The organism is Schaedlerella sp., assembly GCF_056796775.1.
This window is the reverse complement of the sequence record NZ_JBQIKP010000032.1, coordinates 1-26214: the sequence shown is the minus strand read 5'-3', so window position 1 is coordinate 26214 and position 26214 is coordinate 1. Positions and strand designations below refer to the sequence as shown.

Sequence of the window (26214 nt, the reverse complement as noted above, 5' to 3'; positions counted from 1 at the left end):
TTGACATATGATGAGGCAGTGGATTATATTTTAAAGATCCCGAAATTTACAAAGAAAAACCCGCTGGAACATACGAAGGAATTTCTGCGTTTTTTGGGAAATCCGGAGAGGGACTTGAAGGTCATCCACGTGGCGGGGACCAACGGAAAAGGCTCGGTCTGCGTGTATCTGGATGCCATGCTGAGGTCTGAGGGGAAATCCGCAGGCCTCTTCGTCTCTCCACATCTGATCCGGATGAATGAGCGGATCCGGATCCGGGGAGAGCAGATCTCGGACGGGGAATTTGTGAGAGTATTTGAAAAGGTGATGGAGAAGGTCAGGGAAATGGAACACCAGGGTCTCTCTCATCCTACTTTTTTTGAACTGCTGTTCGGCATGGCAATGACCGCGTTTGCGGAAGCGGGAGTGGAATTTGCGGTGCTGGAGACCGGATTGGGCGGGCGGCTGGATGCCACCAACGCCGTAGAGCATCCGGCAGTCACGGCCATTGCGTCGATCGGGATGGATCACCAGGAGATTCTGGGGGATACCCTGGAACAGATCGCGGCGGAGAAGGCGGGGATCTTGAAAAAAGGAGTGCCGGTGTTTTACTCCGAAGGGGAGGAAGCTGCCGGTCAGGTGATCGAAAGCCAGGCGGCCCGGCTTGGAATTTCCTGTAAGAAAATCGGGAAAAATGCGTTCGAAAATCTGAGAATCGAACATAAAAATATTGCATTTTCCTGTACAAATGCTTATTATGGAACTACGGCATGGAAACTCCGCAATACAGGACTGTATCAGGCAGAGAACGCGATGCTTGCCCTGGAAGTGATGAAAAGCCTGTTTGGAGAGACGGGACGCCCGCGGTTATGGCGGGAAGCGCTCGCTCAGGTCGTCTGGGAGGGCCGCATGGAGGAGGTCCTGCCGGGGATCTATATCGATGGAGCACATAATCTCAATGCCGTGGTCCGGTTCGTTCAGAGCGTCAAGGCACGCGGCCCACACAGGACGGCGGTTCTGTTTTCGGCGGTTCAGGAGAAGGACTATGAAGAGATGACGGCATATCTCTGCCGGAATCTGGAGACGGACTATTACGTGGTGACCCGGATCGAAGACAGCCGGGCGGCGGATACGGAGAAGCTTCTGGCAGCATTTGCGCGGTATACGGATCGTTCGGTGGCGGTGATCGAATCCCCCCGGGAGGCGCTGCATTATGTGAGGAAGCACCAGGACGGCCGGACGGTGTACTGTCTTGGCTCCCTTTATCTGGCCGGTATGCTCAAAGAACTGGCACAGGAGGAAAGCTTATGTTAAACTACGAAGAGGAACTGAAAAAATTCAAACCAAGCCTGGAAGTAGAGGATATAGAGGATGCCGTATACCAGGAGGATCTTACGGACATGTCTGATCTGCTCAAACAGGTCATGGATCAGAAAAAATAAATTATCGGGGAAAGAATACGGTGAGGTTTGATGGACTATACGAAGAAAATCATCCGCCAGTCGAACTACTGGTATAATGACGGTCTGAAAAAGGCCCGGATACGGGATATGTCTGGCGCGATTGTCTCACTTCGGCGGAGTTTGCAATATAATAAAGGAAATATTACGGCGCGGAATCTCCTGGGGCTGGTCTACTACGGCCGGGGAGAGGTTGTGGAGGCGCTGGTCGAATGGATCATCAGCAAGAATCTGCGGCCGAAGAACAACTTGGCCAATTCCTATCTGCAGAATATCCAGCATTCGGCCAGAGGACTGGAGACGATCAACCAGTCCATAAAGAGGTTTAACCAGTGCCTCGTCTACTGCCGGCAAAATGGGGAGGACATGGCGATCATACAGTTGAAAAAGATCACCGTGTCGCATCCTTCCTTCTTGAAGGCGTATCAGCTCCTGGCGCTTTTATATCTGCATACCAGGCAGTATGCCCAGGCACAGCAGGCCCTGACCAAGGCGCGGAAGCTGGATACGACCAACGAGATCACGCTGCGCTATATGCAGGAGCTGACGCAGATCCGGGGAAAAAAAGCGAAAAAGCCGGAGAATAAGGCGACAAAAAAGAAGAAAAAAAGAAAAAAAGAAACGGTAGAATATAATCTGGGAAATGAGACCATCATTCAGCCGGCGCACCGGATGGTGAAGGAACTGGCAGGAAGATTTACCCTGATGAACATCGTACTGGGCGCTGCTATCGGCGCGGCGATCGTATGGTTTCTGATCGTGCCTGCTGTAGACGAGAGTAAGTCCGACAAGCGGAACAAGGAGGTACTGGAATACAGTGAACGGATCAATTCTCTGGAAGCACAGCTCAGTGCGGTGACCAGGACCCTGGATTCCTACCGCGCGGACAGTGCGGATTCCGAGGAAGCGGTTCAGACGGCAGCTGCCACGGCGGAGAGCTATGAGAATCTGATGACGGCATCGGAACAGTACAATTCGGGAAGCTATTCGGAGGATTCCATTGCGGATGTGCTCCTGGCCGTGAACCGGAACGCGCTCGGGGAGAGCGGACAGGAACGGTATGACGACCTGACATCAAGCATCTATCCGACAGCCTGCAGCATTCTTTATGAATCCGGTACCGCTTCTTACAATGTTGCCAATTATGATACGGCGATTGAGGTACTGGCCAAGGTTGTGAGAATGGATGAAAGCTATGATGACGGCGGGGCGCTTCTGACGCTGGGACTTGCCTGTCTGGACAACGGGGATCCCGAGACTGCTACGACCTATTTAAGCCGGGTCAATGAGCTCTTTCCGGACACGGACAATGCACAGGAGGCAAAGACCAGTCTGGAGGAGATCGCGTCGGCAGCGAACCAGGACACAGAAGAATAAAAACGGCGATTCAAGGCGCCCGACACCTTGCCGTCAGGCAAAAAAGGCAGCGGGGTCTGCCGTTATACGAAAGAAAAGGATGTGTAGAGGATACATGTCCTTTTTTTAAATGTTGCGAGGAGGAGTATGAATCAATGAAGTATCAGGTAGAAGAGAATTGCCTTACGATCTTTCTTCCGAAGGAGGTGGACCACCACCAGGCGGAGGAAATCCGGAAGGATGCGGACGCGATGATTGAGCGCAACCACATCAAATATGTGATTTTTGACTTTGGGGAGACAGAATTTATGGACAGCTCAGGGATCGGGGCAGTCATGGGAAGATACCGTCTGGTCCATCTGATCGGCGGCGAGGTGTGGGGCGTCCATGCCAATGCCAGGATCAAGAAGATTCTGACGATGTCAGGAGTCACAAAAATTATGCAGATTTATGAGGAGGATCAGAGATGAGAGACACAAATGAAATGGAAGTCATATTTGACAGCTGTTCTTCAAATGAAAGGTTTGCCCGGGTAGCCGTGGCGTCGTTTCTGACTCAGCTAAACCCCACGGTGGAGGAGGTGTCTGATGTGAAAACAGCCGTCTCCGAGGCAGTGACCAATTCCATCATCCATGGGTATGACCAGGAGATACATAAAATTACGGTCAAGTGCCGCATTGAACAGAACCGGTTTGCAGTGACTGTGAAGGACACGGGGAAAGGGATCAAGGACGTTGCCCAGGCGATGATGCCAATGTATACGACCCGTCCGGAGCTGGATCGGTCGGGAATGGGATTTTCATTTATGGAGGCATTTATGGATAAGGTGGAGGTGGAATCCGCGCCGGGAGAGGGAACTACGGTCAGGATGGAGAAAACAATCGGAAAAGGAAGGAATCTATGGACCACACAATCGCTTTAATTCAAAAGGCTCACGAAGGAGACAAGGAGGCAAGAGAGCAGCTTGTGAAGGAAAATGTGGGACTGGTCTGGAGCGTGGTAAAGCGGTTCTACGGCCGGGGCACGGACCCGGAGGACCTGTTTCAGATCGGCAGCATCGGGCTTCTCAAGGCGATTGACAAATTTGACCTGTCCTATGACGTCCGGTTTTCCACCTATGCGGTGCCCATGATATCCGGCGAGATCAAAAGATTTCTGCGGGACGACGGCATGATCAAGGTAAGCCGTTCCCTGAAAGAACTGTCCTATAAGCTTTTTCAGGCCAGGGAGGATATGACTGCGAAGCTGGGCCGGGAGCCGACTCTGGAAGAGCTTTCCCGGGTCCTTAAGGTGGAAAAGGAAGAAATTGTCCAGGCAATGGAGGCCGGAGGGGAGGTGGAATCCATCTACAAGCCCATCCATCAGAAGGAGGGGAGCGAGATCCGGCTGATGGACAAGCTGGAGGAGAAGGAACATCAGGAGGAGAAGATTCTGAACTGCATGTTGCTGCAGCAGCTTTTGGAAACGCTGGACAAGGAAGAGCGCCGCCTGATCTATCTCCGGTATTTTCAAAATCAGACTCAGTCGGCAGTGGGAAAGAAGCTGGGAATCTCACAGGTCCAGGTATCCCGGATGGAAAAAAAGATCATGGAGGCGCTGCGGCGGGAAGGAACCTGCTGAGGTATATTTTCGGGATTTTTTCAGATACTACTGCTTATAGGCGCAAAGGATTTGGCCTGCGGTCTATAGATCAAGAGAAAGGACAGGTGGCTGTAATGGAAGAAGGAAGAAGAAAAATACGGATATGCTTGATGAGCATTGTCCTGGCGGCAGTAGTGATCGGAATTTTTTACTATTACTATAGTGACGCGGAGGCGGTTTCCAACGGCGCGGGGACGCTGATCAGAAGGCCGGGTGCAGAATATCATGCCTGCTAATCAGGAAACGGTCTATATCAAAGGAGAGCGGGATGTGGAGATCACGAAGACGGATGTCACGCTGGGAGACATCCTGACTCTGGAATGCAGCAACAAAGCTATGATCCCGAAGCTGAAGGTGCTCAAGATCCTGAAAATTCCGGATCAGGGGAAGCGCAGGTATGTGATATCCATATTGAAGATCATTGCCTGTATCCATGAAAAATATCCGGGTGTGGATATTCAGAATATGGGGGAGACAGACATTATTGTGACCTACGAGGATCAGAAAACCCCGGGTATGGCGGTGCACCTCATTAAGACGATATTTGTGGCGATGCTGACCTTTGCGGGCTCCGCGTTTGCGATCATGGCATTTAACAACGACGCGTCGGTTTCCGATCTGTTTTCCCAGATGTATGAATTTATCATGGGTTCCGGATCGGATGGGTTTTCCATCATGGAGGTCAGCTATTCCGTGGGCATCACCATCGGGATCCTGGTATTTTTTAACCATTTCGGTAAGAAAAGATTTACTGTGGATCCTACGCCTTTGGAGGTGCAGATGCGGGTCTATGAAAATGATATCCAGACCACTCTGATCGAAAACGCGTCAAGAAAGGGGGCGGAGCTGGATGTGGGTACGGCAGACCCTTCTGGGAATCATCGGTCTTAGCTCGGGAGTTGTTATTGCAGGGGGTCTGTTTGCCCTGATCGTGGAGCTGGGCGTGATCGCGGACTTTGCGGACCGGACTCATACGGCGGACAAGATCCTTCTCTATGAGGACTGCGCCGCTTTGGGAGGTGTGGCCGGAAACCTGATCTCGGTCTTCCGCCCCCAGATGGGCTACCTTGGGTTTCTGCTTCCGGTATTCGGGCTGCTGGCCGGAATCTTTGTAGGGTGCTGGGCTATGGCTCTTGCGGAGGTGCTGAATGTATTTCCCATCTTTATCCGAAGGCTGAAGATTGTGCGCTACAGCGTGGCTTTTATCCTCAGCATGGCCCTTGGGCGCGGGCTGGGGGCGTTTATTTATTTGCTGAAACGCTGGTAGCCGCCGGCCGGGACAATTACGGACTGTATGCGTCATATGTCAATGCGCGGCAGACTTTATCGGCTGTGAGTCTATCCGGCGTTCAGCACAAACATTTCAAAAAGGGCAGGTATCCGGTCGGTTACCTGCTCTTTGAATACCATCGTATGCAGAAAGGCTGCCAATGACAGGCTTTCTGTATACCGCTGTATATGGAAAGTCTTCCGATGCCGGGCTCTCCATATACCTGTAAATATATTTACATGATCCCCCAAAGCCAGTACAGGAAGCCCAGGACCCAGGTAGTAAAGATTCCGTACAGTATGACCGGGCCCGCAATGGTAAAGATCTTACATCCGATCCCGAATACCTGCCCTTCCTTTTTGTATTCGATGGCCGGGGCGGCAACGGAATTGGCGAATCCGGTAATGGGCACCAGCGCGCCGGCTCCTCCCCATTTCGCGATCTTCGGGTAGACATTCATTCCGGTCAGGATGATGCTGAGAAGGATCAGCAGCAGAGACGTCCATCCGCTGCAGGCATCCTTGGAGAGCTCCCGGACCTTGCAGTAATTGTAGATGAGCTGCCCCGCAGTGCAGATGATCCCTCCGGTGACAAATGCCTTTCCCATATTCAGCCAGATATTATGGACCGGAGTCTTTTGCTTTACATAAGCTTCGTATTGCTTTTCCTGCTTCATTTTTTGTGTTTTATCCATATTCTTACCTCACAGATCATATGATTTTGCCTGCCAAAAGGGTTTCCGACTGAATGAGCAGGTCGAAAGCTCCCTGGAGCATCCAACCGTACAGTTGGAAAGTGTTCCTCTCTCTTGCCGGCTGATTTATAGTATCTGGAAAATATAAGATCTTATTCAGAACCGTGAATAAAATCCCTCCGATCATCTTATACTATTTTTCAAAAATGAATCCGGTGAAAAGATTCGGGCAGTGCTGTGAGGCGGCAGACATTTATGCAGAAATGAAAACAGCCGGATCGGAAATGGGGAATTGGTTTGGGACAGGAATTGAAAACGAAAATGAATCAGATCAAAGGAGCTCAGAGCATCAGCTTTGAAGTTTCTCCTTATATCATGAGCAGCGGTTCGGTTGTGGGAAGCAAGGAGTCAGAAGGACCTCTGGGAAAACTATTTGATGTGTCGAACCAGGACGACCTGTTCGGAGCAAAGACCTGGGAAGAGGCAGAAAGCAATATGCAGAAGGAGGCCTGTGTGCTTGCCCTTGGAAAGGCACACGTGAAGCCGGAGTCCGTCCGATTTTTATTCGGCGGGGATCTGCTCCGGCAGGGGATCGCCACATCCATGGGGGTCGAGTCTCTGCAGATTCCGCTGTTCGGGCTCTATGGCGCCTGCTCCACCTCCGGGGAAGCGCTGGCACTGAGTGCTATGAGTGTGGCTGCGGGCTATGGGGACTGTATGCTTGCCGTGACCTCCAGCCATTTCGGGAGTGCGGAAAAGGAATTTCGTTTTCCGTTGGGATACGCGAACCAGCGCCCGCTGTCGGCACACTGGACGGTGACAGGGAGCGGCGCGTTCCTGGTGGGGACGGAGAAGAGCCATGTGCGTATCTCCGGTGTGACCGTGGGTAAGATCGTGGATTATGGCCTGAAGGATTCTCAGAATATGGGCGCCTGCATGGCTCCGGCCGCCATGGACACGATCGTCCAAAACCTGCAGGATTTTGGAAGGACCGTGGAGGATTATGACAGGATCGTCACAGGGGATCTGGGGTATGTGGGACAGGATATCCTGTTCGACCTGGTACAGGAAAAAGGCTATGACATCCGGGTCAAGCATATGGACTGCGGAATGGAGATCTTTGACCAGAAGACCCAGGACACCCACGCGGGAGGAAGCGGCTGCGGCTGCGCGGCTGTGACACTGGCCTCTTATATTCTGCCCAAGATCCGAAAGGGCGAATGGAAGCGGGTGCTTTTTGTGCCCACAGGCGCTCTGCTGTCAACAGTCAGCTTCAATGAAGGAGCCAGCGTTCCGGGGATTGCCCATGGGATCGTGCTGGAGCATGTGAACTGATCCGGACGCTGCTCCACAGTGGATAGAATGCAGAGAATGTGTTTCGCTTCGGAGAATGACGGAGTGATCGATTCTCCGATATATGACATCGAAGGAGGAAAAGAATGTGGATTATGTAAAAGCATTTTTGATCGGAGGACTGATCTGCGCGCTGGTGCAGATCTTACTGGACCGAACCAAGCTGATGCCGGGGCGGGTCATGGTGTTGCTGGTATGCAGCGGCGCGGTTCTTGGCTTCTGCAATATTTACAAGCCGTTTCAGGATTTTGCCGGGGCCGGGGCGAGCGTCCCTCTGCTGGGCTTTGGCAACGTACTGTGGCAGGGAGTGAAGGAGGCTGTGGATAAAAGCGGCTTTCTGGGAATCTTCCAGGGGGGCTTCAAGGCAAGCGCGGTAGGGATATCCGCGGCGCTGGTATTTGGATATCTGGCATCCGTGACCTTTGAGCCCAGGATGAAAAAATAAAAGGAATCCGTTTTATTATGGGTGAAAATGGAAGTTCCTGTTGCTTTTTACCGGGGATAATGTTATGTTGTTCGTGTAGCGTTTTTTATTCAATAGGAAACTTCTCCCAATTTTCCTTTCGAATAAAAACCCTTCGGGGGATGCGCACTACGCGCATAAGGAAAATGGCTGCTGCCGCAGCCGCGCTTCAGCGCGTGTGTGCGTCAAGACGCACACTTTTTTACTAGGGAGGAAAAAGCATATGGATTATGTAAACATTATCATTCCCTTTATCGGGGGACTTGGCATGTTCATTTACGGCATGCAGATCATGGCGCAGGGACTGGAAAATGCTGCCGGCAATAAAATGAAAACGATGCTGGAGGCTTTGACGAGAAATAAATTTTTCGGCGTGCTTTTAGGCGCGTTGATCACGGCGGTGATCCAGAGCTCTTCCGCAACCACGGTCATGGTGGTAGGCTTTGTCAACGCGGGGATTATGAGCCTGAATCAGGCGATGGGCGTTATCATGGGCGCCAATATCGGTACAACGGTAACTGGATGGCTGGTATCCAGTGTGGAGTGGGCCAAGTTCTTAAGTCCCGGCAACCTGGCTCCGGTGGCGATCATGCTGGGCGTGATCGTGATGCTGACGGGAACAAGGCGTTCCACCAAGGACATTTCCAGTATTATTATTGGCTTCGGACTTCTTTTCGTAGGAATCACGACCATGTCGGCCTCCGTCGCGCCGCTGCAGGATTCGGAAGGCTTCCGCAATCTGTTCATTACCCTGGGGCACAATCCGTTCCTTGGTATTATCGCCGGCGCGGTGGTGACTGCGGTGATCCAGAGCTCCTCCGCGTCCGTGGGTATTCTGCAGAGCCTTTCCGCCGCAGGGCTGGTTCCCTTTAACGCGGCGGTGTATATCATCATGGGCCAGAACATCGGTACCTGCGTGACCGCCATCATGTCCAGTATCGGTGCAAAGAAGACGGCGAAGACGGCGGCTGTGATGCATCTTCTGTTCAATATCATCGGTACGGTGCTGTTCAGTATCGTAGCCATTGTGCTGTTCAAAGTGGTATTCCCGGCAGCGGGTACCGGCATGATCACGCAGACAGAGATCAGTACGGTGCATACGATCTTCAATATCGGTACGACAGTCCTCCTGTTCCCGGTATCCGACCTGATCATCAAGCTGGCGAAGAAGCTGGAAAGAGAGGATGACAAGGACAACGATGAGAGCAAGGTACTTCTCGACGAACGTATGCTGGAGACGCCGGGGATCGCTCTGCAGTCTGTAGTCAGCGAGATCGCCAGAATGGGAAATATTGTGGCAAGAACCGCGGACCGGGCGGAAGAGGTCATGTTCTCGAAGGACGAGAGGCAGATCCGCAAGATCCGGGAGGAAGAAGAGACGGTGGACGGCCTGTGCAGCGGGATTACGGGGTATGTGGTCCGGTTAAGCTCCCTGTCGCTGAATGAGAAGGAGCACCAGCATGTGGCAAGCCTTCTGCAGATCTTATCGGATATGGAACGGATCAGTGACTACTGTGAAAATATTTCCGAATTTGCCGAGACATTGTCTGACCGGAAGGCAGAATTTTCCGAAAAAGGCACTGCGGAATTGCGGGAGATGACTCGCGTCTGCCTGGACAGCTATCGGTACGCGGCGGAGGCATTTGCGGAAAACGATAAGGAAAAGGCATTGAAGGTCATTGAGAAGGAGAGCCAGGCGGATGACCTGGAGATCCAGCTCCGTTCGGCGCATATGAAGCGGCTGGCAAACAATCAGTGCAACACGGACGCGGGCATTGTGTATCTGGATGCGCTGGTGTGTATGGAACGTATCTCCGACCACTCCAGGAATATTGCGGAGGAGATCCTGATGCGGTAAAAAAGCAGGGTGAATTTATGAGATTACTGTTTGCGGAAGATGAGGTGAGTATGTCCGAGGCTGTCTCGGATATCCTCACCTATCATCATTATATGGTAGATGCGGTATATGACGGGGAAGCGGCTCTGGATTATGCCAGAATGGAAGCGTATGACGGCATCATCCTGGATATCATGATGCCGAAGAAGAGCGGGTTCGAGGTGCTGGAACAGCTGCGGAAGGAGGGATGTCGGACGCCGATCCTCCTTCTCACCGCCAGAGGGGAGGTGGAGGACCGGATCCGGGGACTGGATCTGGGGGCGGATGATTACCTGCCCAAGCCCTTTTCTATGGATGAGCTGCTGGCGCGGGTGCGTGCCATGCTTCGGCGAAGGGAAACTTTTGTGCCGGATATTCTGACCTGCGGGGACATCTCTCTGAACCTGCAGAGCTATGAATTGAGCGGAAATGGCAGATCTTTCGTGCTGCCCAAGCTGGAATACCGCATGATGGAAGTGCTGATGCAGAATCAGAAGCGTTATCTTTCATCGGAAGATCTCCTTGTGAAGGTGTGGGGCTACGATACGGAAGCGGAGGTAGGGACAGTGTGGGTGTACATATCCTATTTGCGGAAACGGCTGGCGGCTCTGAGCGACCAGGTGGAGATCAAGGTGAAGCGGAATATCGGGTATATGCTGGAAACAGTGGATTGAGGTGAGCGATGCAGAAAACACTTCAGAAAAAGTTTGTGATCACGGCAATGGCAGCAATATCGGTATTGCTGCTGATTTTGCTCGGCGCTATCAACGGATTGAATTTTTGGCAGACGGACCGGCAGACGGACCGCTTGCTGGAGACGCTGACCCGGCAGGCGGCAGCGGCTCCCAGGTCGGAGCCGGGAATGCTTCCGTTTCCGGACATGTCGGGGAAAAGAGAGCCGGGAGACTTTTTCAGCCCGCCAGTTACGGAAGACCACGCCATGTCAGCCAGGTATTTTTGTGTGTGGTTTGACCGGGAAGGGAGCGTTGCCCGAACCGATATCGGACGGATTTCGTCTGTATCCGGAGAGGAAGCAAAGGAGTACGCAGAGAAGATCTATGAGCAGGGAAAAGAATCCGGCAGACTGAACCGTTTTGAATACAGACGGATGCCTGCCCGGGACGGACAGGGAGAGCTCCTGCTGTTTTTGGATACGTCCGCGCAGCGGTATGCTCTGCTTCTGGTGCTGGCTCTTTCGGCGGGAATCGGTATATTGTGCTGGTTTGGTATGCTTCTGCTGGTGATCCTGCTGTCAAATAAGGCCATCCTGCCGATTGCGAGGAACCTGGAAAAGCAGAAGCAGTTTGTCACGGATGCGGGCCATGAAATCAAAACACCGCTGGCAATCATTATGGCCAATACGGAGGCTATGGAGCTTTGCGGCGGGGAAACCAAATGGAGCCGGAACATCAAGGCGCAGACCGCGCGTCTTGGTGGTCTGATGCAGAATCTGCTGGTGCTTGCCAGGCTGGATGAAGGTGTGTGGGAGCTTCCGGCATCTGATTTTTCCATGAGCCGCCTTCTGGAGGAGGCGCTTCCAACCTTTTGTGAGTCGGCAGCCTTGAAGAATGTGATGATCGAAGCGAAGATCGGCCAGGGCATAGAGCTTCACAGCAACAGGGAGAATCTGCTGAGGCTGGTGTCTATCCTGCTGGACAATGCGGTAAAATATGTACCGAAGGGCGGGGAGATTGCCGTCACATTAAAAAGGCAGGGAAGAGAAACGCTGCTGCAGGTGGAGAATGACTGTGAGGAGCTGCCGGTGGATGAACCGGAGAAGCTGTTTGACCGGTTTTACCGGGGGGACAGCGCCCGGACACAGAAAAGCGGGGGATACGGGATCGGGCTTTCCGCGGCGCAGGCGATCGTGGAGAATTGTAAAGGAGAGATCCGCGCGGAATACCGGGGAGATTCCAGAATTGTATTTACGGTCCGGATCTAATGCGGAAAAAGATGTGGAGATGGAGCCTTTTGTCAATATGGGCGGCCAGGTTAAGGTATGGCGTCCGCTGTGCGGCGAGATCACGGAAGAGCGGCTGGATCAGGATGCAGAGGATGCGGTACGTTTTCAGAGATATATACTGGACGGAAGGATGGATTGACGGGGAATATTTTGAAAATATGCAGAAAAAACAGGAATAGGTGGGATGTCCCCTGGTACGATGTGGTATCAGGGGATATTTTATTCAATAGAAAATTTCCAGCTGTGCGGTTGGAGATGCTCCAAGGAGCATCCAACCCACTTATCCATTCGCAAAAATCGTGCTGACGCACTCTTACGTCTGCTAACGCAGCCGCTTTTTGCTCATTAATAAGTGGGTTGCTGATTCGATAGAGCATTTTCATTGCAATAAATTGCATGAAAATGCTCTATCGAATCGCAACCGCACAGCTGGAAAAATTTTGACATCCAAGTCTGCGGAAAAGCAGCTGACATCAGATCATGCTATATCTGCAGTCACATTTTTTTCACATCTGTCTAAGTTTCATTTAAGGTTTCATGTATAATATTTTAGTGAAAATAGTGAACCAAAAAAGAAGTGCTATGTTTGATTAGAAAGGGGGCAGTGAATTATGACATGGCGTCATGAATGGAAGCATGAGATCAATATATCGGATCTGATTCAGCTCAGGCACCGTCTGCAGACGGTCATGGAGACGGACTCCCATGCGGTGGATGGAAAATACGAAATCCGCAGTCTGTATTTTGATACACCCGGAGACAAGGCGCTTCGGGAAAAAATGGATGGAGTGAACCAAAGGGAGAAGTTCCGGCTGCGGTATTATAATAGAGACACTTCCGGAATCCGGTTGGAAAAGAAAAGCAAACGCAATGGACTTGGAAAGAAACAAAGCATAGGCCTGACGGAGGATGAAGCGCGGGCCATTCTGGAAAATCAATGCAGGTGGATGGTGGACAGCGGGAGGCCTCTGGTAGAGGAATTGTACTGCAAAATGCGGTTCCAGGGGCTGCGTCCGAAAACGATCGTGGACTATACGCGGGAGCCGTTTACCTATGCTCCGGGAAATGTGCGTGTGACTCTGGACTATCAGATCCGGACCGGGCTGAATGGAATTGATTTTCTGAATCAGGACTGCGTTACGGTTCCGGCGGGGGACGCGCCTGCGATCCTGGAAGTAAAATGGGATGCGTTTCTGCCGTCTGTGATCCGGGATATTGTCCAGCTGGAAGGCAGGCATACATCGGCATTTTCAAAATATGCGGCATGCAGAAAATATGGGTGAAAACGAGAAAGGATTGGTATCAAATATGACATTTCAAGACATTTTTAAATCCAGTTTTTTGGAGAACGTGGACAGCGTCAGCATTGTGGATATGGCACTGGCAATGATCCTGGCATTTGGGATCGGCCTGTTTATCTTTTTGATCTATAAGAAAACATTTTCCGGGGTGATGTATTCCTCCAGCTTTGGTGTGACTCTGGTTGCCTTGACCATGATCACGACACTTGTCATCCTTGCAGTGACATCCAATATTGTGCTGTCCCTTGGTATGGTCGGCGCCCTGTCTATTGTCCGCTTTAGGACCGCGATCAAGGAGCCTCTGGATATCGCGTTTTTGTTCTGGGCGATCGCGGAAGGGATCGTACTTGCGGCTGGCATGATACCGCTGGCGGTATTTGGCGGCGTGTTTATCGGGCTGATTTTGCTCGTGTTCGTCAATAAAAAATCTCATATAACCCCGTATATTGTCGTACTCAGCTGCACGGGACAGGAGAGTGAAGGAAAGGCGCTGGATTTCCTGAAAAAGCAGGTGAGCCGCTGCATCGTAAAAAGTAAGACTGTCCAGCGGAGTATGGTGGAAGTGACTGCTGAGATCCGGTTGAAGAGTGAGGATACGGAGTTTATCAATGCGCTCTCCGCAATGGACGGCGTGCATAGCGCTGTTCTGGTCAGCTATAATGGGGACTATATGGGGTAGCTTTACGAATGTACGGAACGTATGATATCCGGAAAAACTCCGCAGGAATATCATGCCATTCGTACATGGAAATGAACAGGGAGGATAGCGAATGTCAACACATAAACGGATTGACAGGATCTGCTGCGGCGTACTTTTGCTGGTGCTGCTTTTAATCATTGTATTTATGAATGCCGGAATGCTTGGCGTACAGGCTGTATCCAGTGTCCTGGGATATGAGACGAGGCTGTTTGATACATCCATGGTGCATACCATTGAGATTGAGATGGAGGACTGGGATTCATTTCTGGAAGGATGCACGGATGAAGAATATGTATCCTGTTCCCTGGTGATTGACCAGGAGGCCTGTAAAAATGTTGCAATCCGGGCAAAGGGAAATACGTCGCTTACATCTGTGGCGTCCTATGGAAATAACCGCTACAGTTTTAAGGTGGAATTTGACCATTATGACAAGTCGAATACCTATTATGGTTTGGATAAGCTGTGCCTGAACAACATTATTCAGGATAATACCTATATGAAGGACTATGTGACTTATCAGATGATGTCCGGTTTCGGCGTGGACTCGCCTCTTTGCAGCTATGTGTATCTTACGGTAAATGGAGAGGATTTTGGACTGTACTTTGCTGTGGAAGGGGTGGAAGAGAGCTTCCTGGAACGGAATTATGGAAGGGATTACGGAGAACTGTATAAGCCGGACAGCATGGGTATGGGCGGTGGCAGAGGTAATGGAGCCGGGTTTGATCCGGGAATTCTGGAGGATGCGGGAACTTGGCCGGAAAATCCGGGCAATGGTGAAGAAGGAATGGGAATGCCCGGAGAAGGGGCGCTGCCGGAAGGAATGGAGACTGGAAAAGGCCCTGACGGTCCGGGCGGGATGTCCATGGGCAGTGACGATGTTTCCCTGATTTATACGGATGATGAGTACGATAGCTACAGTAATATTTTTGACAATGCAAAAACGGAGATTTCGGACAGCGACAAGGATCGTCTGATTGATGCTTTAAGGAGATTGAATGAAGGGAAAAATATTGACACAGTGGTTGATATTGAGGAAGTGATCCGCTATTTTACAGTGCATAATTTTGTATGCAATTTCGACAGTTATACGGGGACTATGATCCACAATTATTATTTGTACGAAAAGGATGGGCAGCTTTCCATGATTCCATGGGACTATAATCTGGCTTTCGGCGGATTTGAATCCGGAACAGATGCCGAAGGACTGGTGAATTACCCGATTGATTCCCCGGTATCCGGCGGTACTGTGGAATCCCGGCCCATGCTTGCCTGGATCTTTGCGGATGAGGAATACACAGAGTTGTATCATCAATATTTTGCGGAATTTATAGGGCAGTATTTTACAAACGGAGAATTTGAACGGATGATCGATACGGTATCCGAAATGATTGCGCCGTATGTAGAAAAGGATCCGACAAAATTCTGTACTTATGAGGAATATCAGGAGGGCATTTCCACACTGAAAAGCTTTTGCGTGCTGCGTGCGGAAAGCATCGAAGGGCAGCTGGACGGGACGACCTCTTCCACGGAAGCGGCAAGCTTATCCATTGAAGCTATGGGAACCATGGGGAATACATTTGGCCCGGGAAATGGTTCGGGAAGTGATGCGGGAAAAGTGATACGGGAAGATTTTCTGAGTAAGGCTGAATCAGAGACAGAAGGAAGCGGCAGGGGAAATAAATTCAGGACGGAAGATATTCAGGGAGGAACGGAACCGCCGGAAATGGATTTTGATGAAGATGCCATGCCGGGAGGAGCAGTACCGAATATGGAAAAACCGCAGGATATGGACACAATGGCCAAGGCAGGATACCAGACAGATATTACGGGGAGGGCAATCGGAAATATGTGGATTTTAACAGCGGCTTCAGCAGTTTTGCTTCTTGCGGGAATCCTCTGTGCATGCAGATATAAAAGATATTCATGATTTATACCCAAGGGCACCCCGTTATGGCTATAACGGGGTGCCCTTGGGTATAAAAAAAGAAGTCTGCTATATTACGAAAATGTGATATGGCAAACTTCTTTTATCCCGTACAATTTCCATGTGAAATACTCAGCATATTTAGCGGGGGTTCGAAACGATCATGAATGCTCTTCGTTGAGCTTCACCGCTTTCCGAAACAGTAGCAGTCCGATTACAAACAGCACGGAGATGGCAGCCACGCCGACGTTCATCCTGCCGGTAAGCTGGCTCATGATGGAAACTAGAGTGGTGCCAAGGATGGCGGCGCCTTTTCCGCAGATATCATAGAGCCCGAAGTATTCTCCCGACTTTTCCACAGGAATAATCTTCCCGAAATAAGAACGTGACAGGGCCTGTACCGTACCCTGGAACAGACCTACCATGACCGCGAGGATCCAGAAATCCCGCTGAGTATCCAGGCCATATGCATATAAAGCAATAAACAGGTATGCCAGAATACAGATGGTCAGGATCTTCGTGGAACCGATTTTCTTTGCGAGGCAGTTCAAAAGCAAGACCGAAGGAAACGCGACAATCTGTGTCAGCAAAAGCGCCAGGAGCAGTCCCGTACTGTCAAGTCCCAGAGCCTGCCCGTAGGCAGTTGCCATATCAATGATCGTATAGACACCATCAATATAGAAGAAAAACGCAAGCAGGAAAAGGAAGATATGCTTTTCCTGTTTGATGTCCGCAAAGGTCTTTCCAAGCCTGCAAAAGCTGTTGAGGATTACATGCTCCGTAGATTCAATATAGTATTTCTGTTTAAATGAAATAAGAAGCGGAACTGCGGAGGCCAGCCACCAGGCCGCTGTGATGAAAAAGGCAATGGACATGGAGGACTGCATGCTAAGCCCCAGGGAACCTCCCCCTAATACAACTCCGAGGCTTGCCACAAAGGGAATGCAGCTCCCAATATAGCCCCACGCGAAGCCTTGGGAGGATACGGTATCCATCCGTTCCGGCTCGGTCACGTCCGTGAGCATGGCATCATAGAAAACAAGGCTGGCAGAGTAGCCGGTCTTTGCCAGGATAAACACGCCAAGGAACCAGATCCAGGAAGACAAAAATCCCAGGATGACACAGCCTGCTACACCAATGAAGAGAACGACCTTGAAGATCCGCTTTTTAAAATCCTTCGTATCGGCTACGGCTCCCAGGGTCGGCCCCATCAGTGCCACCAGCAGGGTGCAGATGGAGGATGCGTATCCCCAGTAGGCAAGATAATTTACATCAGAGATACCGGCATTTTCAGCAAGATAGTTAAAATAAATCGGAAAAATGGTAGATACCAGCATTGTAAATGCGGAGTTGCCTACATCATACAATACCCATTTCTTTTCCAGGCGGGTCATTTTAAAATTCATGATGTTCATCCTTTACTGTTTTTGGAATTCATAGGGGCAGGTCCTGCCAGTGGTCGCCAGGACCAAAGGTTTCATGAAATCTGGATGGAAGCTCTGTTCCATCGGAAAGCAGCTTCTGATATTTTATGATCAGGCCGACTGCCAGCGGTACGGCGCCTTTATAAAGCTTTTTCAGAAGCCGGCAGTAATCCTCGCAGGCCGAATTTGGCGTTTCGCTCATGACCATGTCGTGTTTGGACTCATATTGTCCGGCCAACTTCATAGCTCCGAACAAAAACCGGCGTTTTCTGGGATTCGGCGCAAGGAGTAGCTTATGAACCAGAATCATGGAGGACAGAGATTTTTTCACTTCCTTTGCCGAAACCTCTTCAAAAAACGGCGCGATCACCTCTGCGTTTTTCATTGTAGGATGGATATGATTCGTTCCGAGATAGGAAACAGGATCAATGTGATCCTCCGTCAGGAGCATCCTGTCAAATTCCATCTCAATCTCGGAATGACTGACCCCGCTGACCTGTATCATTTTTTCTACATATTTATGACATTCGCTGTCAAGCGCAAAATGACAGATGAATCCGTAGATATAAGCGCGTGCGGCTTCCTGGTCCAGAGAACGCTTGATGACCTGGGCTGCCTGAAAAAAGAAAGCATCCGCCGGCTGATCGTGCAGCTCATATCCGGTAGTATTTACATGGTTTGCCATAAACACTCTATAATAGAATAAAATGTCAGGGCCATGCAGCCCGATATCAAATAATTCCCGTTTGCTTTCGATGGCCTTTTGGAAATGCTTCGGGAGGGTGTTGATCACGTCCTTTCCAAATTTATAGTGTGCATATGTTGTCGGCATAATATACACTCCTTTCAGTTGGCAGTTTGCGTCTGTGTGAACACGGAACAGATGCGGTATATCGGATCTGACTCGCGGCACTCACAGATATAAGATTTCTATTTACTATCTTACCACAAACTGGAGAGAATATAAAACATTTCTTAAAAGAACATTTATAGGGAGTATATCCAATGTTTTTGTTCACATGGTGTCGTGCGCTTGTTGCGCGGCATCCGGCCAATTCAGTGATGGGGCGGGCATCCAGCCCGTCTACACTCCGTTCCGGTCCGTCCTAAACAAGCGTCGCTGGCGCTTAGGACCGCCGGCAGGCGACTTTTCAATGGGCTGGATGCCGTTACTGCGAGCGCCCAATCAGGGTGTGAACAGTAAGTATCCGATTTTTTAAGCGCTCTTTACTGAAAAGAGGGGAGAAAAGAAACTGCGGTTTTGTAAAAGTTTTATGAATTTCTCAGTTCTACTTGACTAAATCAGTATAATTTTTTAAAATAGCTATATGACATGAAGAAATGTCATTCATCTAAGGGCTTGTACTGGTTTCGACAGGGATCTTGAAGATGGAGAAGCTATCCGCAGGCAGATGCGTCAAATCGCACACTTAAAATTAAACGCTAACGATAATTTCGAATTAGCTGCAGCCTAATTGCTGCATGTCAGCCCCAGGGCACCCGCACCTTGGGAATCTGGCACCGACTATGCGGGAAACGATGCCGGCAAAGCTTTGAGCCAGCAGGCGTATCATGAAGCTACTGAAACCGTAAGGATGTTCGTTTTCGTACGGCAGAGGGAATGAAAAAGAACGGACTATGATAGTAGAAGTACATGGGATGGGTTTTTGGACGCGGGTTCGATTCCCGCCAGGTCCATCATTTGTAGTATGGAGAGGCTTGTAGAATGAGTGGGCTTCTCAATTACAACAGGCGTTCAGAATTGCGCCGGGATCATAATTTAAAAATTTCAATTCTGATATGGAAACATAGCTCAGCTGGGATGAGCGTTCGCCTCACACGCGAGAGGTCATGGGTTCGAGCCCCATTGTTTCCATCACCAAGGCTTGGTTCTGAAAACAGCAGAACCAAGCCGTTTTTTATTGGTTTGATGGGAAAAACGAGGAAGAAAGCGTTGGGAGCAATGAAGTGCATCTAAATACTTGCAGAGGGAAAGAGCGGCAAGTGGGAGGCGGTTCTGCGGCGATGGTTTGGAAATATTGAAAATATCAGAAGTATCCGATTCGGACTTTTTGGAAAGAGAGGAATTTAGGATTGTTTTAGAGGGCGACTGTGGGTATAATATTTATAAAGAAAAGGAGTGATATTATGGCACTGCCACAGGAAAAAACTTATACCATCGAGGATATCTATGCTCTGCCGGAAGGCCAGCGTGCTGAACTGATTAACGGCCAGATTTACGATATGGCACCGCCAAGCACCGTGCACCAACGTATCCTGATGAACCTGGCAGGTGAAATCAGGGAATATATAAAAAAACACAAAGGCAGCTGCGAAGTGTTTCCTGCTCCCTTTGCGGTTTTTTTGAATGCAGACGATGCAAACTATGTTGAACCGGATATCAGTATCATATGTGATAAAAGCAAGCTGGACGACCGTGGATACAATGGTGCTCCGGATTGGATTATAGAAGTTATTTCACCAAGCACTGCTCGGATGGATTATTCTGTCAAATTATTCAAATATCGTACTGCCGGTGTACGTGAATACTGGATCGTGAATCCTTTGAAGAAAATTGTGCAGACTTATTTCTTTGATGGGGAAGAAGACTCAAATGCTTTTTTATTTGAAGATGAAATATCGGCCCACATATTTACCGGCCTGTCTATCAAAATCAGTGATTTGCTGTGATAAATGAAAAATCCAGGTATTGTATAATTCATAGACTTGCAGTGAGATAAAAAACCATTCGAAAGCTAAAAAAATCAGGTAAGGCAAGTGATTGTGCCAGATGGTGATTCAGGGCATAATGGATGAAAAGGAACTATAATGAGTAACATCGAAAAAAGTATAGGTAGATATTGTCAAAATAAAGAAAAAGAAAGAGAGGAATAAACCCGTGAGTAATAGAGAAAGAGCAATGCAGCTATTAGAAGCTGTTCCAGATTATAAGATAGAATATGTAATTGCGTATCTGCAAGGAGTGACCGCTGGGAATGAGATTTCTGAAAAGATACCAAATGACGAAACAATAGAGGCTATGCAGGAATTGGAAAATGGAGGCGGTACAGTCTTTGAAGGCACTGCGCACGATTTTATTTCCGCTATGCTGGAGGGATAAGGATGTATATCTTGAAATATTCCGGGAAAATAAAGAAAGATATAAAGCTATGCCAAAAAGAGAGGATATGATTTCCAGCTTTTCGAATTTGTTCTTGAGAAATTGATGAAACCGGGACCTTTGGATATTAAGAACAAAGATCACGATTTAAGGGGGGAATACAAAGGATTCAGAGAATGTCATATCTCACCGGATTGGTTATTAATTTATCGTTATAATGGAGATTATTTGGAGCTTTCCAGAACCGGTACACATTCGGATTTGTTTAATATGTAGAAATGAAAGGAGTGGAATCGGTAATGGGCGGAAAAGTTTTGAAGCATGAAGCGAAAACAATAAGAAATGAAGGCATCCTTCTTGGACGAAAAGAAGGAAGAGAGGAAGGTATCAGAGGAACAGTTTCTGTATTAAAAGAATTAGGAGTTCCGCAACAGACTATTTTATCTCAAATTCAAAAGCAGTATAATCTAAGCCTGGAAACATCAAAAAAATATTTATAGAAATCAGTCATTATAGCATCAGAGGGATAATAGCCATTACGGTTTATTATCTTTTTTTATGCGGTATTCTTATATGTATCAAAACCATTAAATTAGCTTTTCTGAATCAAATAAATGATAGAGATTTGTCCGTGATTTATACACATTGAGACTGACTTTTATGTAGCAATGATACTGCTATATTAAAAAAAATAGAAAGGATGTGAAATAATTATTAAGAAAAACATGAAAAGATATATTTGTAAGAAGAATGAAAATAGGGATTGCTATACGGAGGCTGTTATAGAAATTCTGGATAAAATGAAGGATTTAGAAAATGATTCTTTGATTTTAAAATCGATAGATTTATGTGAAAATACTTTATATCAAAAGTTGCTGTTTAGGACTTTAGATAGTCTAAAAAGAAATAAAAGATATACGGCATTTGACATAAATAATAGAAAAATTTCAATGGAGGATTTGAACGATGATGATACAATAGAATCTCTGCTAGATGGCGTTAATGATAATCCTATAAAAATAGATCATGTTGAAGATATCTCATTATTTGAAGAAATACAGAATGAAATTAAGAAGCTATTATCCTCTGAAAAATGCAAGTATAATATCATTCAAGGTTGGCAGTTTTTAACGCTATATGATGATTTGGAGAATAATATATCTGTTTTCTTATGCGTATATGATGATGAATTGGGATTGGCATTAAATATGGAAAAAAAGGAATATGACACATTTATTAAAAAGAATAATATTGAGGAATTTTATGATGTAATGCTATATGGTCTGGCTTTAATTGACTATAATAAGCATTACAGAGAATTTTTCCTGGATATTTGGAATTGATTTTGGAACTGCGGAGATGATTTGAAAATGTTTGATATAGTGAAGTGGCTGATACGGGCTTTTGGAAAGAGGGAAATTCGGGATTGTTTTAAAGGGCGATTGAGGGTATAATATTTATAAAGAAAAGGAGAGCGGTTGATGAATGAGACAGAACAGCAGATAAGAGAGCATGAATATGAAGCAAATTTGCAGAAGCTGCAGGAACTGAGACCCATTGACGATGAGTTTATGCGATGCATGTTTAAAGACAATATTCCACTGGCGGAACTGGTATTAAGAATTATTACTGGGAAGAGGGACTTAATCATTACTGAATGTGAAACGCAGCGTGATATGAAAAGGCTTGCAGGGGCACGGTCCATTTGCCTGGATGCTTATGGGGCAGACTCTACCGGGAAAAAATATGATATAGAGATTCAGAAGGGAGAGGAAGGGGCATCCCCACACAGGGCAAGATACCATTCCAGTGTAATGAATATTGAAAATCTGAACGCAGGGCAGAAGTTCGAGGAATTGCCGGATACTTATGTAATCTTTATTGTGGATGAAGATTTCTATGGGAAAGGGGAACCATTCTACCCTGTCGAACGAATCAATCTGGTAACCGGGAAGCCATTTGAGGATGGAGAACATATTCTGTATGTGAACGGTGAATACCGGGGAGACTCTGAGATCGGAAAGCTGATGCATGATTTCAACTGTGCGGATGCAGAGGATATGTATTTTGAGTTGATGGCAGAACGAACTGAGTATTTAAAGAATAATTCGGAAGGGGTGAAGAAAATGAGTAAGATAGGAGAAGAAATTGCAATTATGGCTGCAATTAGAACTTATCGGGAATGTAATATTGATGATGCTACTATAATAGAAAGAATCAAGGAAAGATTCCAAGTTACTAATGAAGCGGCTGTAGAATACGTAAAAGATAAATGTTTAGTATAATCTGGCGCTTTAATGGGGTAAAGAAAATGAGTAAAATTATGGATGAATTTGCGAAGGATATTGCATTTAGAGCTTCGATTAGAACAGCGATTGCAACTTATCGTGAATGTAATATTGATGATCCAAATATTATAGAGAGAATCATGGAAAGATTTGAACTCTCTAAGGAAGTGGCTACCGGATATGTGAATGAAAAATATTCAGCATGATTAGCTTGAAAGTAGTTCAGTTCATTAGCCAGATAATATTTTAATTGCGGCCCGCAATATTCTAAGCACATTAAAAAACAGCAGTAATATAAAAAGGTATAAAATAATGATTCTAACAGCAGAAGGGATAGTGCCATGATGGTATTATCCCTTTTTTCATGCTCTATTGCTATATGCCTGTAGACTTGATTCAGTCTTTAAAATCAAATAGCCTGTCAACAGAGACATCCAAAACGTCCGCAATATCAAACAGCTTATCCAGGGAAACGGATACAGGCATATTCGGGGCCTCGATATTACTGATATGTGTGCGGCTGGCGTTTACCTTCTCTGCAAGCTCCATCTGAGTGATGCCCTTGAGCTTGCGATAATATGCGATATTAAGTCCAAGCCGGATATATCGATCTGAATGCTTATACTTCTTGTTCGTGTCCATATCCATATAAATCCACCTCCATACATTAATTGTAGATAAAATATAGAGTTGCATAAACAATGCAAAATATTATATTTGCAAATATATAATGTGCAATGAACGAGGCTTCGTGGTATAGTGTTCAGTAGGAATCAAAAAGAACCAGAAAAAATAAAGTGTCTTAAATCGGCTTATTGAGCCGGGATAGGAGAAAAGATGAATTATCAAGAATTTAAAAATATGCTGAAAGACAGAATGCAGAAGATTATGGGAGATACCATACAGGTAGGGTTTGAAACATATACTAAGAATAATCAGACCCCCATAGAGTCTCTTACGTTCCAAGAAAAAGATTCCTCTGCGGCAACTGTGATTACACCTGCGATTCATATGCAGGATTTATATAACCTGTATCAAAAAGAAGGTGATGGCGAAATGTTCCAGGGATGTCTTATGGAGATAAAGAAGCTATATATGGAGCAGGAGCCGAAAAGCCTGGATTTAATCAACAGAGATTGGGGAGAAATCAAGAAAAGTATATGTATGACTTTGCTGTGTGAAGGCTGGAATAAGGGATGGATTGAAGAGGAAAATATTACATACAGTAAATTTTTGGATTTTGTGATTGTGCTACGTAGTGTATTGGGCGTATCATCCCACGGAATGAGCAGTATGGTCGTTACACAAAATCTAATGTCCCATTGGAGGATTACAGAAGAGGAATTGTGGGAGACCGCTTGGAATAACCTGTATTGTGAAAGATTTTATATCCAGAATCTGAATGAGGTGCTTCGTTCAGAAATTAAGAAGCGTGAAATGGAGATAGACGCTAAGTTACTGGAAAATGACCTTCCGTTGTATGTCTTATCTAATAAAGAACGTGTATATGGGGCAAGGGGCATCCTACGAACGGATCTACTAGAGGCATTTGCCATGGGAGCGGACAGTAACTTATATATTTTACCCAGTTCAATTCATGAATGAAATGACCTAATCCCCCAGCTATGCTGGGGCGAATAGAATAAGCCGTAGTGTTGCCTATATACTTTTAAAGCCTCCTGATGTATATTTGAAGAGGTGTTGCAAGCCAAATCAAATAAATCAGGAGGCGGTACAAAATGTACAATCAGAGTCTATCACATACGAGATGGAAATGCCAGTACCATATAGTGTTCATTCCCAAATATCGAAGAAAGGTAATGTATGGAGCGGTAAAGAAAGATCTTGTGGAGATTATAAAAACATTATGCGAGTATAAACATGTAAAGATAACAGCAGGGGCGGTAGCAGAAGATTACGTGCATCTATGTGTAGAATTGCCGCCAAAGTATGCGGTGTCAGACTTTATGGGCTACGTAAAAGGAAAAAGTGCATTACAGGTATTTGACAGGCATCCCGAATTCAGGGCTCGAGGAGATAAAGAATTTTGGGCAAGAGGGTATTATGTGGAAACAATAGGCAATATAGATGAAGCAACAGTGAAGAGATATATTGAAAAGCAGAAGGAAGAGTCCGAAAAGGGAAATGACTAAAAAGTGCCCCTTATAGGGGAGCCAGTAGTAGGCAAGTAAAGCATTCCTTATAGGAGGGCAAGTAACAGGCTTGTAACATCCCCCTTTAAAGGGGAGCACGCAGTCGCCCTTACAGGGCTCTTCCAAACCACCACTTGAAGTGGTGGTTTGTGACTTGATATTGTACGGGATATAACCAGGGATGGCAGGCGTAGCCGGACTTACCATTCCCTTCCGGCAGGCACGACCAAGGACACAGCCAAAAAGATTTGCTGTGAAATGAATCTGAATGCAGAGTTTGGAGATTTTATGCAGAAGAAATCAATGCTGTTCAGAGAATATGTGGAGGATATATATTTTCCTAAATATACGCTCTACTTGTCTCCAACTACCAAGCAGGTGTACATCCAGATGTATAAGACCAAAGATGGGGTTCGGGATTCCCTTGGTCATTATACGTTAACAGAAATTACGGTAGAAGTGTTGCAGGATATGGTTAATCGGTATGTAAAGATGGGAAAATCCCCAAAAACAATCCGAAACTTCCTATATTTTATATCCGCAGTTTTGAAACAGGCAATGAGTGATAACTACATCAAAAGGCAGGAAAGTACAGCCTGTGCATTTGTCCGCCTGCCGAAACCATCGGGGGTGGAAGGGAATGCTTATACAATCGGCCAGGTGAAGGTGATGCTGGAACGGGCCTGCCAGACACAGAACAGGGCAATGGAACTTTTAGTTGCGATTTGCTGTCTTGCGGGAGGATTGAGAAGGTCCGAACTTGCAGGACTTCGCTGGGAGGACATTGTTTTGGACAAGGATGGAGCATATATTAAAGTACAGAGATCCATTGTGCAGGTGAATGACCAGTTGATTGAGAAGGAAACAAAGACCAAATCCGGGAAGCGCACGATTCCATTAGCAGTTGGAGGGACGGTTTACCACATTTTAGAACAGGCAAGAAAAGAGCATATGAAGCTACAGAGTAAGCCCGGCTTTAAAGGGGGCAACAGCGTATTTTTGATAAATCATGCGCCGTATTCTCCGTTAACACCGATGGCGCTGTATAAGAATTTCAAACGCTTCATTGAAAATGACTGTCCGGAATTGCCGAATTATCGCTTGCACGACTTACGCCACCCGTATGTCAAGCCCACGACAAAAAAATTTACAACTTTTTTTGAGGATTTCCGGGCAGCCGCATAGCTGCCCGTAGTTGCTTAATACGGTATTCATGGCTCACGCCTCCTTTCCCGGTTCGCTTATTCC

At 47.4% G+C, this 26214-nt stretch carries 31 protein-coding genes, 1 tRNA gene, 1 other RNA gene and 1 pseudogene; 30 read left to right on the top strand and 4 right to left on the bottom strand.

Going from position 1 to position 26214, the window contains the following annotated elements; all coding sequences use genetic code 11:
* From ACTOY7_RS14295 to ACTOY7_RS14255, 9 genes are all read left to right on the top strand, one after another.
* Positions 1-1293 carry a bifunctional folylpolyglutamate synthase/dihydrofolate synthase gene (locus ACTOY7_RS14295; RefSeq protein WP_160283336.1) on the top strand — a complete coding sequence of 431 codons (1293 nt, stop codon included), beginning with the start codon at positions 1-3 and terminating at the stop codon, positions 1291-1293.
* Entirely contained in the window at positions 1287-1421 is a 135-nt protein-coding gene (locus ACTOY7_RS14290) for a hypothetical protein (RefSeq protein ID WP_016296429.1), read from the top strand. Before ACTOY7_RS14295 ends, ACTOY7_RS14290 begins: the two co-directional genes overlap by 7 nt.
* A gap of 30 nt (positions 1422-1451) precedes the next feature.
* Positions 1452-2816 carry a tetratricopeptide repeat protein gene (locus tag ACTOY7_RS14285; protein WP_160283337.1) on the top strand — a complete coding sequence of 455 codons (1365 nt, stop codon included), beginning with the start codon at positions 1452-1454 and terminating at the stop codon, positions 2814-2816.
* A 134-nt stretch (positions 2817-2950) separates the two neighbouring features.
* Complete coding sequence (locus tag ACTOY7_RS14280) at positions 2951-3265, top strand: STAS domain-containing protein (RefSeq protein ID WP_160283338.1); 315 nt, start codon at positions 2951-2953, stop codon at positions 3263-3265.
* A complete protein-coding gene (gene spoIIAB, locus ACTOY7_RS14275; RefSeq protein ID WP_160283339.1) occupies positions 3262-3717 on the top strand; it encodes an anti-sigma F factor in 456 nt (151 codons plus the stop codon). The genes ACTOY7_RS14280 and spoIIAB overlap by 4 nt, the downstream gene beginning before the upstream one ends.
* Positions 3696-4415 (top strand): RNA polymerase sporulation sigma factor SigF, encoded by a 720-nt coding sequence (gene sigF, locus ACTOY7_RS14270; protein ID WP_160283340.1) that lies wholly within the window; start codon positions 3696-3698, stop codon positions 4413-4415. The genes spoIIAB and sigF overlap by 22 nt, the downstream gene beginning before the upstream one ends.
* A 95-nt stretch (positions 4416-4510) precedes the next feature.
* A complete protein-coding gene (locus tag ACTOY7_RS14265; RefSeq protein WP_300884985.1) occupies positions 4511-4672 on the top strand; it encodes a hypothetical protein in 162 nt (53 codons plus the stop codon).
* Positions 4662-5327 carry a stage V sporulation protein AA gene (locus tag ACTOY7_RS14260; RefSeq protein ID WP_160283341.1) on the top strand — a complete coding sequence of 222 codons (666 nt, stop codon included), beginning with the start codon at positions 4662-4664 and terminating at the stop codon, positions 5325-5327. Before ACTOY7_RS14265 ends, ACTOY7_RS14260 begins: the two co-directional genes overlap by 11 nt.
* The gene (locus tag ACTOY7_RS14255; protein WP_160283342.1) at positions 5287-5703 is read left to right on the top strand and encodes a stage V sporulation protein AB; all 417 of its coding nucleotides are present in this window, start codon (positions 5287-5289) and stop codon (positions 5701-5703) included. Before ACTOY7_RS14260 ends, ACTOY7_RS14255 begins: the two co-directional genes overlap by 41 nt.
* Positions 5704-5941: 238 nt before the next feature.
* Here ACTOY7_RS14255 and ACTOY7_RS14250 read toward each other — a convergent pair whose 3' ends face one another.
* The gene (locus ACTOY7_RS14250) at positions 5942-6400 is read right to left on the bottom strand and encodes a SpoVA/SpoVAEb family sporulation membrane protein (RefSeq protein WP_160283343.1); all 459 of its coding nucleotides are present in this window, start codon (positions 6398-6400) and stop codon (positions 5942-5944) included.
* Between the two features lie 321 nt (positions 6401-6721).
* Here ACTOY7_RS14250 and ACTOY7_RS14245 point away from each other — a divergent pair, with 321 nt between their 5' ends.
* From ACTOY7_RS14245 to ACTOY7_RS14205, 9 genes are all read left to right on the top strand, one after another.
* Complete coding sequence (locus ACTOY7_RS14245; RefSeq protein ID WP_160283344.1) at positions 6722-7735, top strand: stage V sporulation protein AD; 1014 nt, start codon at positions 6722-6724, stop codon at positions 7733-7735.
* A gap of 106 nt (positions 7736-7841) precedes the next feature.
* On the top strand, positions 7842-8198 hold the full coding sequence (locus tag ACTOY7_RS14240) for a SpoVA/SpoVAEb family sporulation membrane protein (protein ID WP_160283345.1): 357 nt from the start codon (positions 7842-7844) through the stop codon (positions 8196-8198).
* Positions 8199-8439: 241 nt separating this feature from the next.
* Positions 8440-10074, top strand: a complete 1635-nt coding sequence (locus ACTOY7_RS14235) for a Na/Pi cotransporter family protein (RefSeq protein WP_160283346.1) — start codon at positions 8440-8442, stop codon at positions 10072-10074.
* A 17-nt stretch (positions 10075-10091) separates the two neighbouring features.
* On the top strand, positions 10092-10766 hold the full coding sequence (locus ACTOY7_RS14230; RefSeq protein ID WP_160283347.1) for a response regulator transcription factor: 675 nt from the start codon (positions 10092-10094) through the stop codon (positions 10764-10766).
* Positions 10767-10774: 8 nt separating this feature from the next.
* Entirely contained in the window at positions 10775-12034 is a 1260-nt protein-coding gene (locus ACTOY7_RS14225) for a sensor histidine kinase (protein WP_300884987.1), read from the top strand.
* Complete coding sequence (locus ACTOY7_RS14220; protein WP_300884988.1) at positions 12012-12194, top strand: hypothetical protein; 183 nt, start codon at positions 12012-12014, stop codon at positions 12192-12194. The genes ACTOY7_RS14225 and ACTOY7_RS14220 overlap by 23 nt, the downstream gene beginning before the upstream one ends.
* Before the next feature lie 472 nt (positions 12195-12666).
* Positions 12667-13338 (top strand): polyphosphate polymerase domain-containing protein, encoded by a 672-nt coding sequence (locus tag ACTOY7_RS14215; RefSeq protein WP_160283350.1) that lies wholly within the window; start codon positions 12667-12669, stop codon positions 13336-13338.
* Between the two features lie 25 nt (positions 13339-13363).
* Positions 13364-14035, top strand: coding sequence for a DUF4956 domain-containing protein (locus tag ACTOY7_RS14210; RefSeq protein WP_482671270.1), 672 nt, complete (start codon positions 13364-13366; stop codon positions 14033-14035).
* A 91-nt stretch (positions 14036-14126) separates the two neighbouring features.
* Positions 14127-15983 (top strand): CotH kinase family protein, encoded by a 1857-nt coding sequence (locus tag ACTOY7_RS14205; protein WP_482671269.1) that lies wholly within the window; start codon positions 14127-14129, stop codon positions 15981-15983.
* Positions 15984-16141: 158 nt separating this feature from the next.
* Here ACTOY7_RS14205 and ACTOY7_RS14200 read toward each other — a convergent pair whose 3' ends face one another.
* The gene (locus ACTOY7_RS14200; protein WP_482671268.1) at positions 16142-17386 is read right to left on the bottom strand and encodes an MFS transporter; all 1245 of its coding nucleotides are present in this window, start codon (positions 17384-17386) and stop codon (positions 16142-16144) included.
* A 28-nt stretch (positions 17387-17414) separates the two neighbouring features.
* The gene (locus ACTOY7_RS14195; protein WP_482672218.1) at positions 17415-18236 is read right to left on the bottom strand and encodes a zinc dependent phospholipase C family protein; all 822 of its coding nucleotides are present in this window, start codon (positions 18234-18236) and stop codon (positions 17415-17417) included.
* 524 nt (positions 18237-18760) lie between these two features.
* Between ACTOY7_RS14195 and ssrA the strand changes: the two genes are divergently transcribed.
* The 9 genes and pseudogenes from ssrA to ACTOY7_RS14150 all read left to right on the top strand — a co-directional run bounded on the left by ssrA (position 18761) and on the right by ACTOY7_RS14150 (position 23019).
* Positions 18761-19105, top strand: a transfer-messenger RNA (tmRNA) gene (gene ssrA / locus ACTOY7_RS14190).
* A 101-nt stretch (positions 19106-19206) separates the two neighbouring features.
* A tRNA-Val gene (locus tag ACTOY7_RS14185) sits at positions 19207-19280 on the top strand.
* A gap of 272 nt (positions 19281-19552) precedes the next feature.
* Complete coding sequence (locus ACTOY7_RS14180; RefSeq protein WP_160284792.1) at positions 19553-20095, top strand: Uma2 family endonuclease; 543 nt, start codon at positions 19553-19555, stop codon at positions 20093-20095.
* A gap of 208 nt (positions 20096-20303) precedes the next feature.
* Positions 20304-20525 (top strand): hypothetical protein, encoded by a 222-nt coding sequence (locus ACTOY7_RS14175; protein ID WP_044990136.1) that lies wholly within the window; start codon positions 20304-20306, stop codon positions 20523-20525.
* 2 nt (positions 20526-20527) lie between these two features.
* A pseudogene (locus ACTOY7_RS14170) lies at positions 20528-20801 on the top strand (type II toxin-antitoxin system YafQ family toxin).
* A 23-nt stretch (positions 20802-20824) separates the two neighbouring features.
* Positions 20825-21025, top strand: coding sequence for a hypothetical protein (locus tag ACTOY7_RS14165; RefSeq protein ID WP_482672217.1), 201 nt, complete (start codon positions 20825-20827; stop codon positions 21023-21025).
* Positions 21026-21250: 225 nt separating this feature from the next.
* Entirely contained in the window at positions 21251-21868 is a 618-nt protein-coding gene (locus ACTOY7_RS14160; RefSeq protein ID WP_482672216.1) for a hypothetical protein, read from the top strand.
* 138 nt (positions 21869-22006) lie between these two features.
* The gene (locus tag ACTOY7_RS14155; protein WP_482672215.1) at positions 22007-22810 is read left to right on the top strand and encodes a PD-(D/E)XK nuclease family transposase; all 804 of its coding nucleotides are present in this window, start codon (positions 22007-22009) and stop codon (positions 22808-22810) included.
* A gap of 26 nt (positions 22811-22836) precedes the next feature.
* The gene (locus tag ACTOY7_RS14150) at positions 22837-23019 is read left to right on the top strand and encodes a hypothetical protein (RefSeq protein WP_482672214.1); all 183 of its coding nucleotides are present in this window, start codon (positions 22837-22839) and stop codon (positions 23017-23019) included.
* A 190-nt stretch (positions 23020-23209) separates the two neighbouring features.
* On the opposite strand, the gene ACTOY7_RS14145 is transcribed toward ACTOY7_RS14150, so the two are convergent.
* Positions 23210-23461, bottom strand: a complete 252-nt coding sequence (locus tag ACTOY7_RS14145) for a helix-turn-helix domain-containing protein (RefSeq protein ID WP_482672213.1) — start codon at positions 23459-23461, stop codon at positions 23210-23212.
* Positions 23462-23650: 189 nt separating this feature from the next.
* Between ACTOY7_RS14145 and ACTOY7_RS14140 the strand changes: the two genes are divergently transcribed.
* The 3 genes from ACTOY7_RS14140 to ACTOY7_RS14130 all read left to right on the top strand — a co-directional run bounded on the left by ACTOY7_RS14140 (position 23651) and on the right by ACTOY7_RS14130 (position 26151).
* A complete protein-coding gene (locus tag ACTOY7_RS14140; RefSeq protein ID WP_482672212.1) occupies positions 23651-24418 on the top strand; it encodes a DUF5688 family protein in 768 nt (255 codons plus the stop codon).
* Between the two features lie 134 nt (positions 24419-24552).
* On the top strand, positions 24553-24966 hold the full coding sequence (gene tnpA, locus ACTOY7_RS14135) for an IS200/IS605 family transposase (RefSeq protein ID WP_482672211.1): 414 nt from the start codon (positions 24553-24555) through the stop codon (positions 24964-24966).
* A gap of 288 nt (positions 24967-25254) precedes the next feature.
* Entirely contained in the window at positions 25255-26151 is an 897-nt protein-coding gene (locus ACTOY7_RS14130; RefSeq protein ID WP_482672699.1) for a tyrosine-type recombinase/integrase, read from the top strand.
* The last annotated feature ends 63 nt before the right edge of the window (positions 26152-26214 follow it).

What these genes read in the sequence shown, in the direction of transcription:
- ACTOY7_RS14195 (WP_482672218.1), bottom strand. Translation starts at nt 18,236, where the DNA reads ATGCCGACAACATATGCACACTATAAATTTGGAAAGGACGTGATCAAC.
- ACTOY7_RS14140 (WP_482672212.1), top strand. Translation starts at nt 23,651, where the DNA reads ATGAATTATCAAGAATTTAAAAATATGCTGAAAGACAGAATGCAGAAG.
- ACTOY7_RS14180 (WP_160284792.1), top strand. Translation starts at nt 19,553, where the DNA reads ATGGCACTGCCACAGGAAAAAACTTATACCATCGAGGATATCTATGCT.
- ACTOY7_RS14265 (WP_300884985.1), top strand. Translation starts at nt 4,511, where the DNA reads ATGGAAGAAGGAAGAAGAAAAATACGGATATGCTTGATGAGCATTGTC.
- ACTOY7_RS14245 (WP_160283344.1), top strand. Translation starts at nt 6,722, where the DNA reads ATGAATCAGATCAAAGGAGCTCAGAGCATCAGCTTTGAAGTTTCTCCT.
- ACTOY7_RS14210 (WP_482671270.1), top strand. Translation starts at nt 13,364, where the DNA reads ATGACATTTCAAGACATTTTTAAATCCAGTTTTTTGGAGAACGTGGAC.
- ACTOY7_RS14235 (WP_160283346.1), top strand. Translation starts at nt 8,440, where the DNA reads ATGGATTATGTAAACATTATCATTCCCTTTATCGGGGGACTTGGCATG.
- ACTOY7_RS14255 (WP_160283342.1), top strand. Translation starts at nt 5,287, where the DNA reads ATGTGGGTACGGCAGACCCTTCTGGGAATCATCGGTCTTAGCTCGGGA.
- ACTOY7_RS14230 (WP_160283347.1), top strand. Translation starts at nt 10,092, where the DNA reads ATGAGATTACTGTTTGCGGAAGATGAGGTGAGTATGTCCGAGGCTGTC.
- ACTOY7_RS14160 (WP_482672216.1), top strand. Translation starts at nt 21,251, where the DNA reads ATGAAAAGATATATTTGTAAGAAGAATGAAAATAGGGATTGCTATACG.
- ACTOY7_RS14250 (WP_160283343.1), bottom strand. Translation starts at nt 6,400, where the DNA reads ATGGATAAAACACAAAAAATGAAGCAGGAAAAGCAATACGAAGCTTAT.
- ACTOY7_RS14290 (WP_016296429.1), top strand. Translation starts at nt 1,287, where the DNA reads ATGTTAAACTACGAAGAGGAACTGAAAAAATTCAAACCAAGCCTGGAA.
- ACTOY7_RS14150 (WP_482672214.1), top strand. Translation starts at nt 22,837, where the DNA reads ATGAGTAAAATTATGGATGAATTTGCGAAGGATATTGCATTTAGAGCT.
- ACTOY7_RS14260 (WP_160283341.1), top strand. Translation starts at nt 4,662, where the DNA reads ATGCCTGCTAATCAGGAAACGGTCTATATCAAAGGAGAGCGGGATGTG.
- ACTOY7_RS14165 (WP_482672217.1), top strand. Translation starts at nt 20,825, where the DNA reads ATGGGCGGAAAAGTTTTGAAGCATGAAGCGAAAACAATAAGAAATGAA.
- ACTOY7_RS14205 (WP_482671269.1), top strand. Translation starts at nt 14,127, where the DNA reads ATGTCAACACATAAACGGATTGACAGGATCTGCTGCGGCGTACTTTTG.
- ACTOY7_RS14225 (WP_300884987.1), top strand. Translation starts at nt 10,775, where the DNA reads ATGCAGAAAACACTTCAGAAAAAGTTTGTGATCACGGCAATGGCAGCA.
- ACTOY7_RS14200 (WP_482671268.1), bottom strand. Translation starts at nt 17,386, where the DNA reads ATGAATTTTAAAATGACCCGCCTGGAAAAGAAATGGGTATTGTATGAT.
- spoIIAB (WP_160283339.1), top strand. Translation starts at nt 3,262, where the DNA reads ATGAGAGACACAAATGAAATGGAAGTCATATTTGACAGCTGTTCTTCA.
- ACTOY7_RS14215 (WP_160283350.1), top strand. Translation starts at nt 12,667, where the DNA reads ATGACATGGCGTCATGAATGGAAGCATGAGATCAATATATCGGATCTG.
- ACTOY7_RS14145 (WP_482672213.1), bottom strand. Translation starts at nt 23,461, where the DNA reads ATGGATATGGACACGAACAAGAAGTATAAGCATTCAGATCGATATATC.
- tnpA (WP_482672211.1), top strand. Translation starts at nt 24,553, where the DNA reads ATGTACAATCAGAGTCTATCACATACGAGATGGAAATGCCAGTACCAT.
- ACTOY7_RS14280 (WP_160283338.1), top strand. Translation starts at nt 2,951, where the DNA reads ATGAAGTATCAGGTAGAAGAGAATTGCCTTACGATCTTTCTTCCGAAG.
- ACTOY7_RS14130 (WP_482672699.1), top strand. Translation starts at nt 25,255, where the DNA reads ATGCAGAAGAAATCAATGCTGTTCAGAGAATATGTGGAGGATATATAT.
- ACTOY7_RS14285 (WP_160283337.1), top strand. Translation starts at nt 1,452, where the DNA reads ATGGACTATACGAAGAAAATCATCCGCCAGTCGAACTACTGGTATAAT.
- sigF (WP_160283340.1), top strand. Translation starts at nt 3,696, where the DNA reads ATGGACCACACAATCGCTTTAATTCAAAAGGCTCACGAAGGAGACAAG.
- ACTOY7_RS14155 (WP_482672215.1), top strand. Translation starts at nt 22,007, where the DNA reads ATGAATGAGACAGAACAGCAGATAAGAGAGCATGAATATGAAGCAAAT.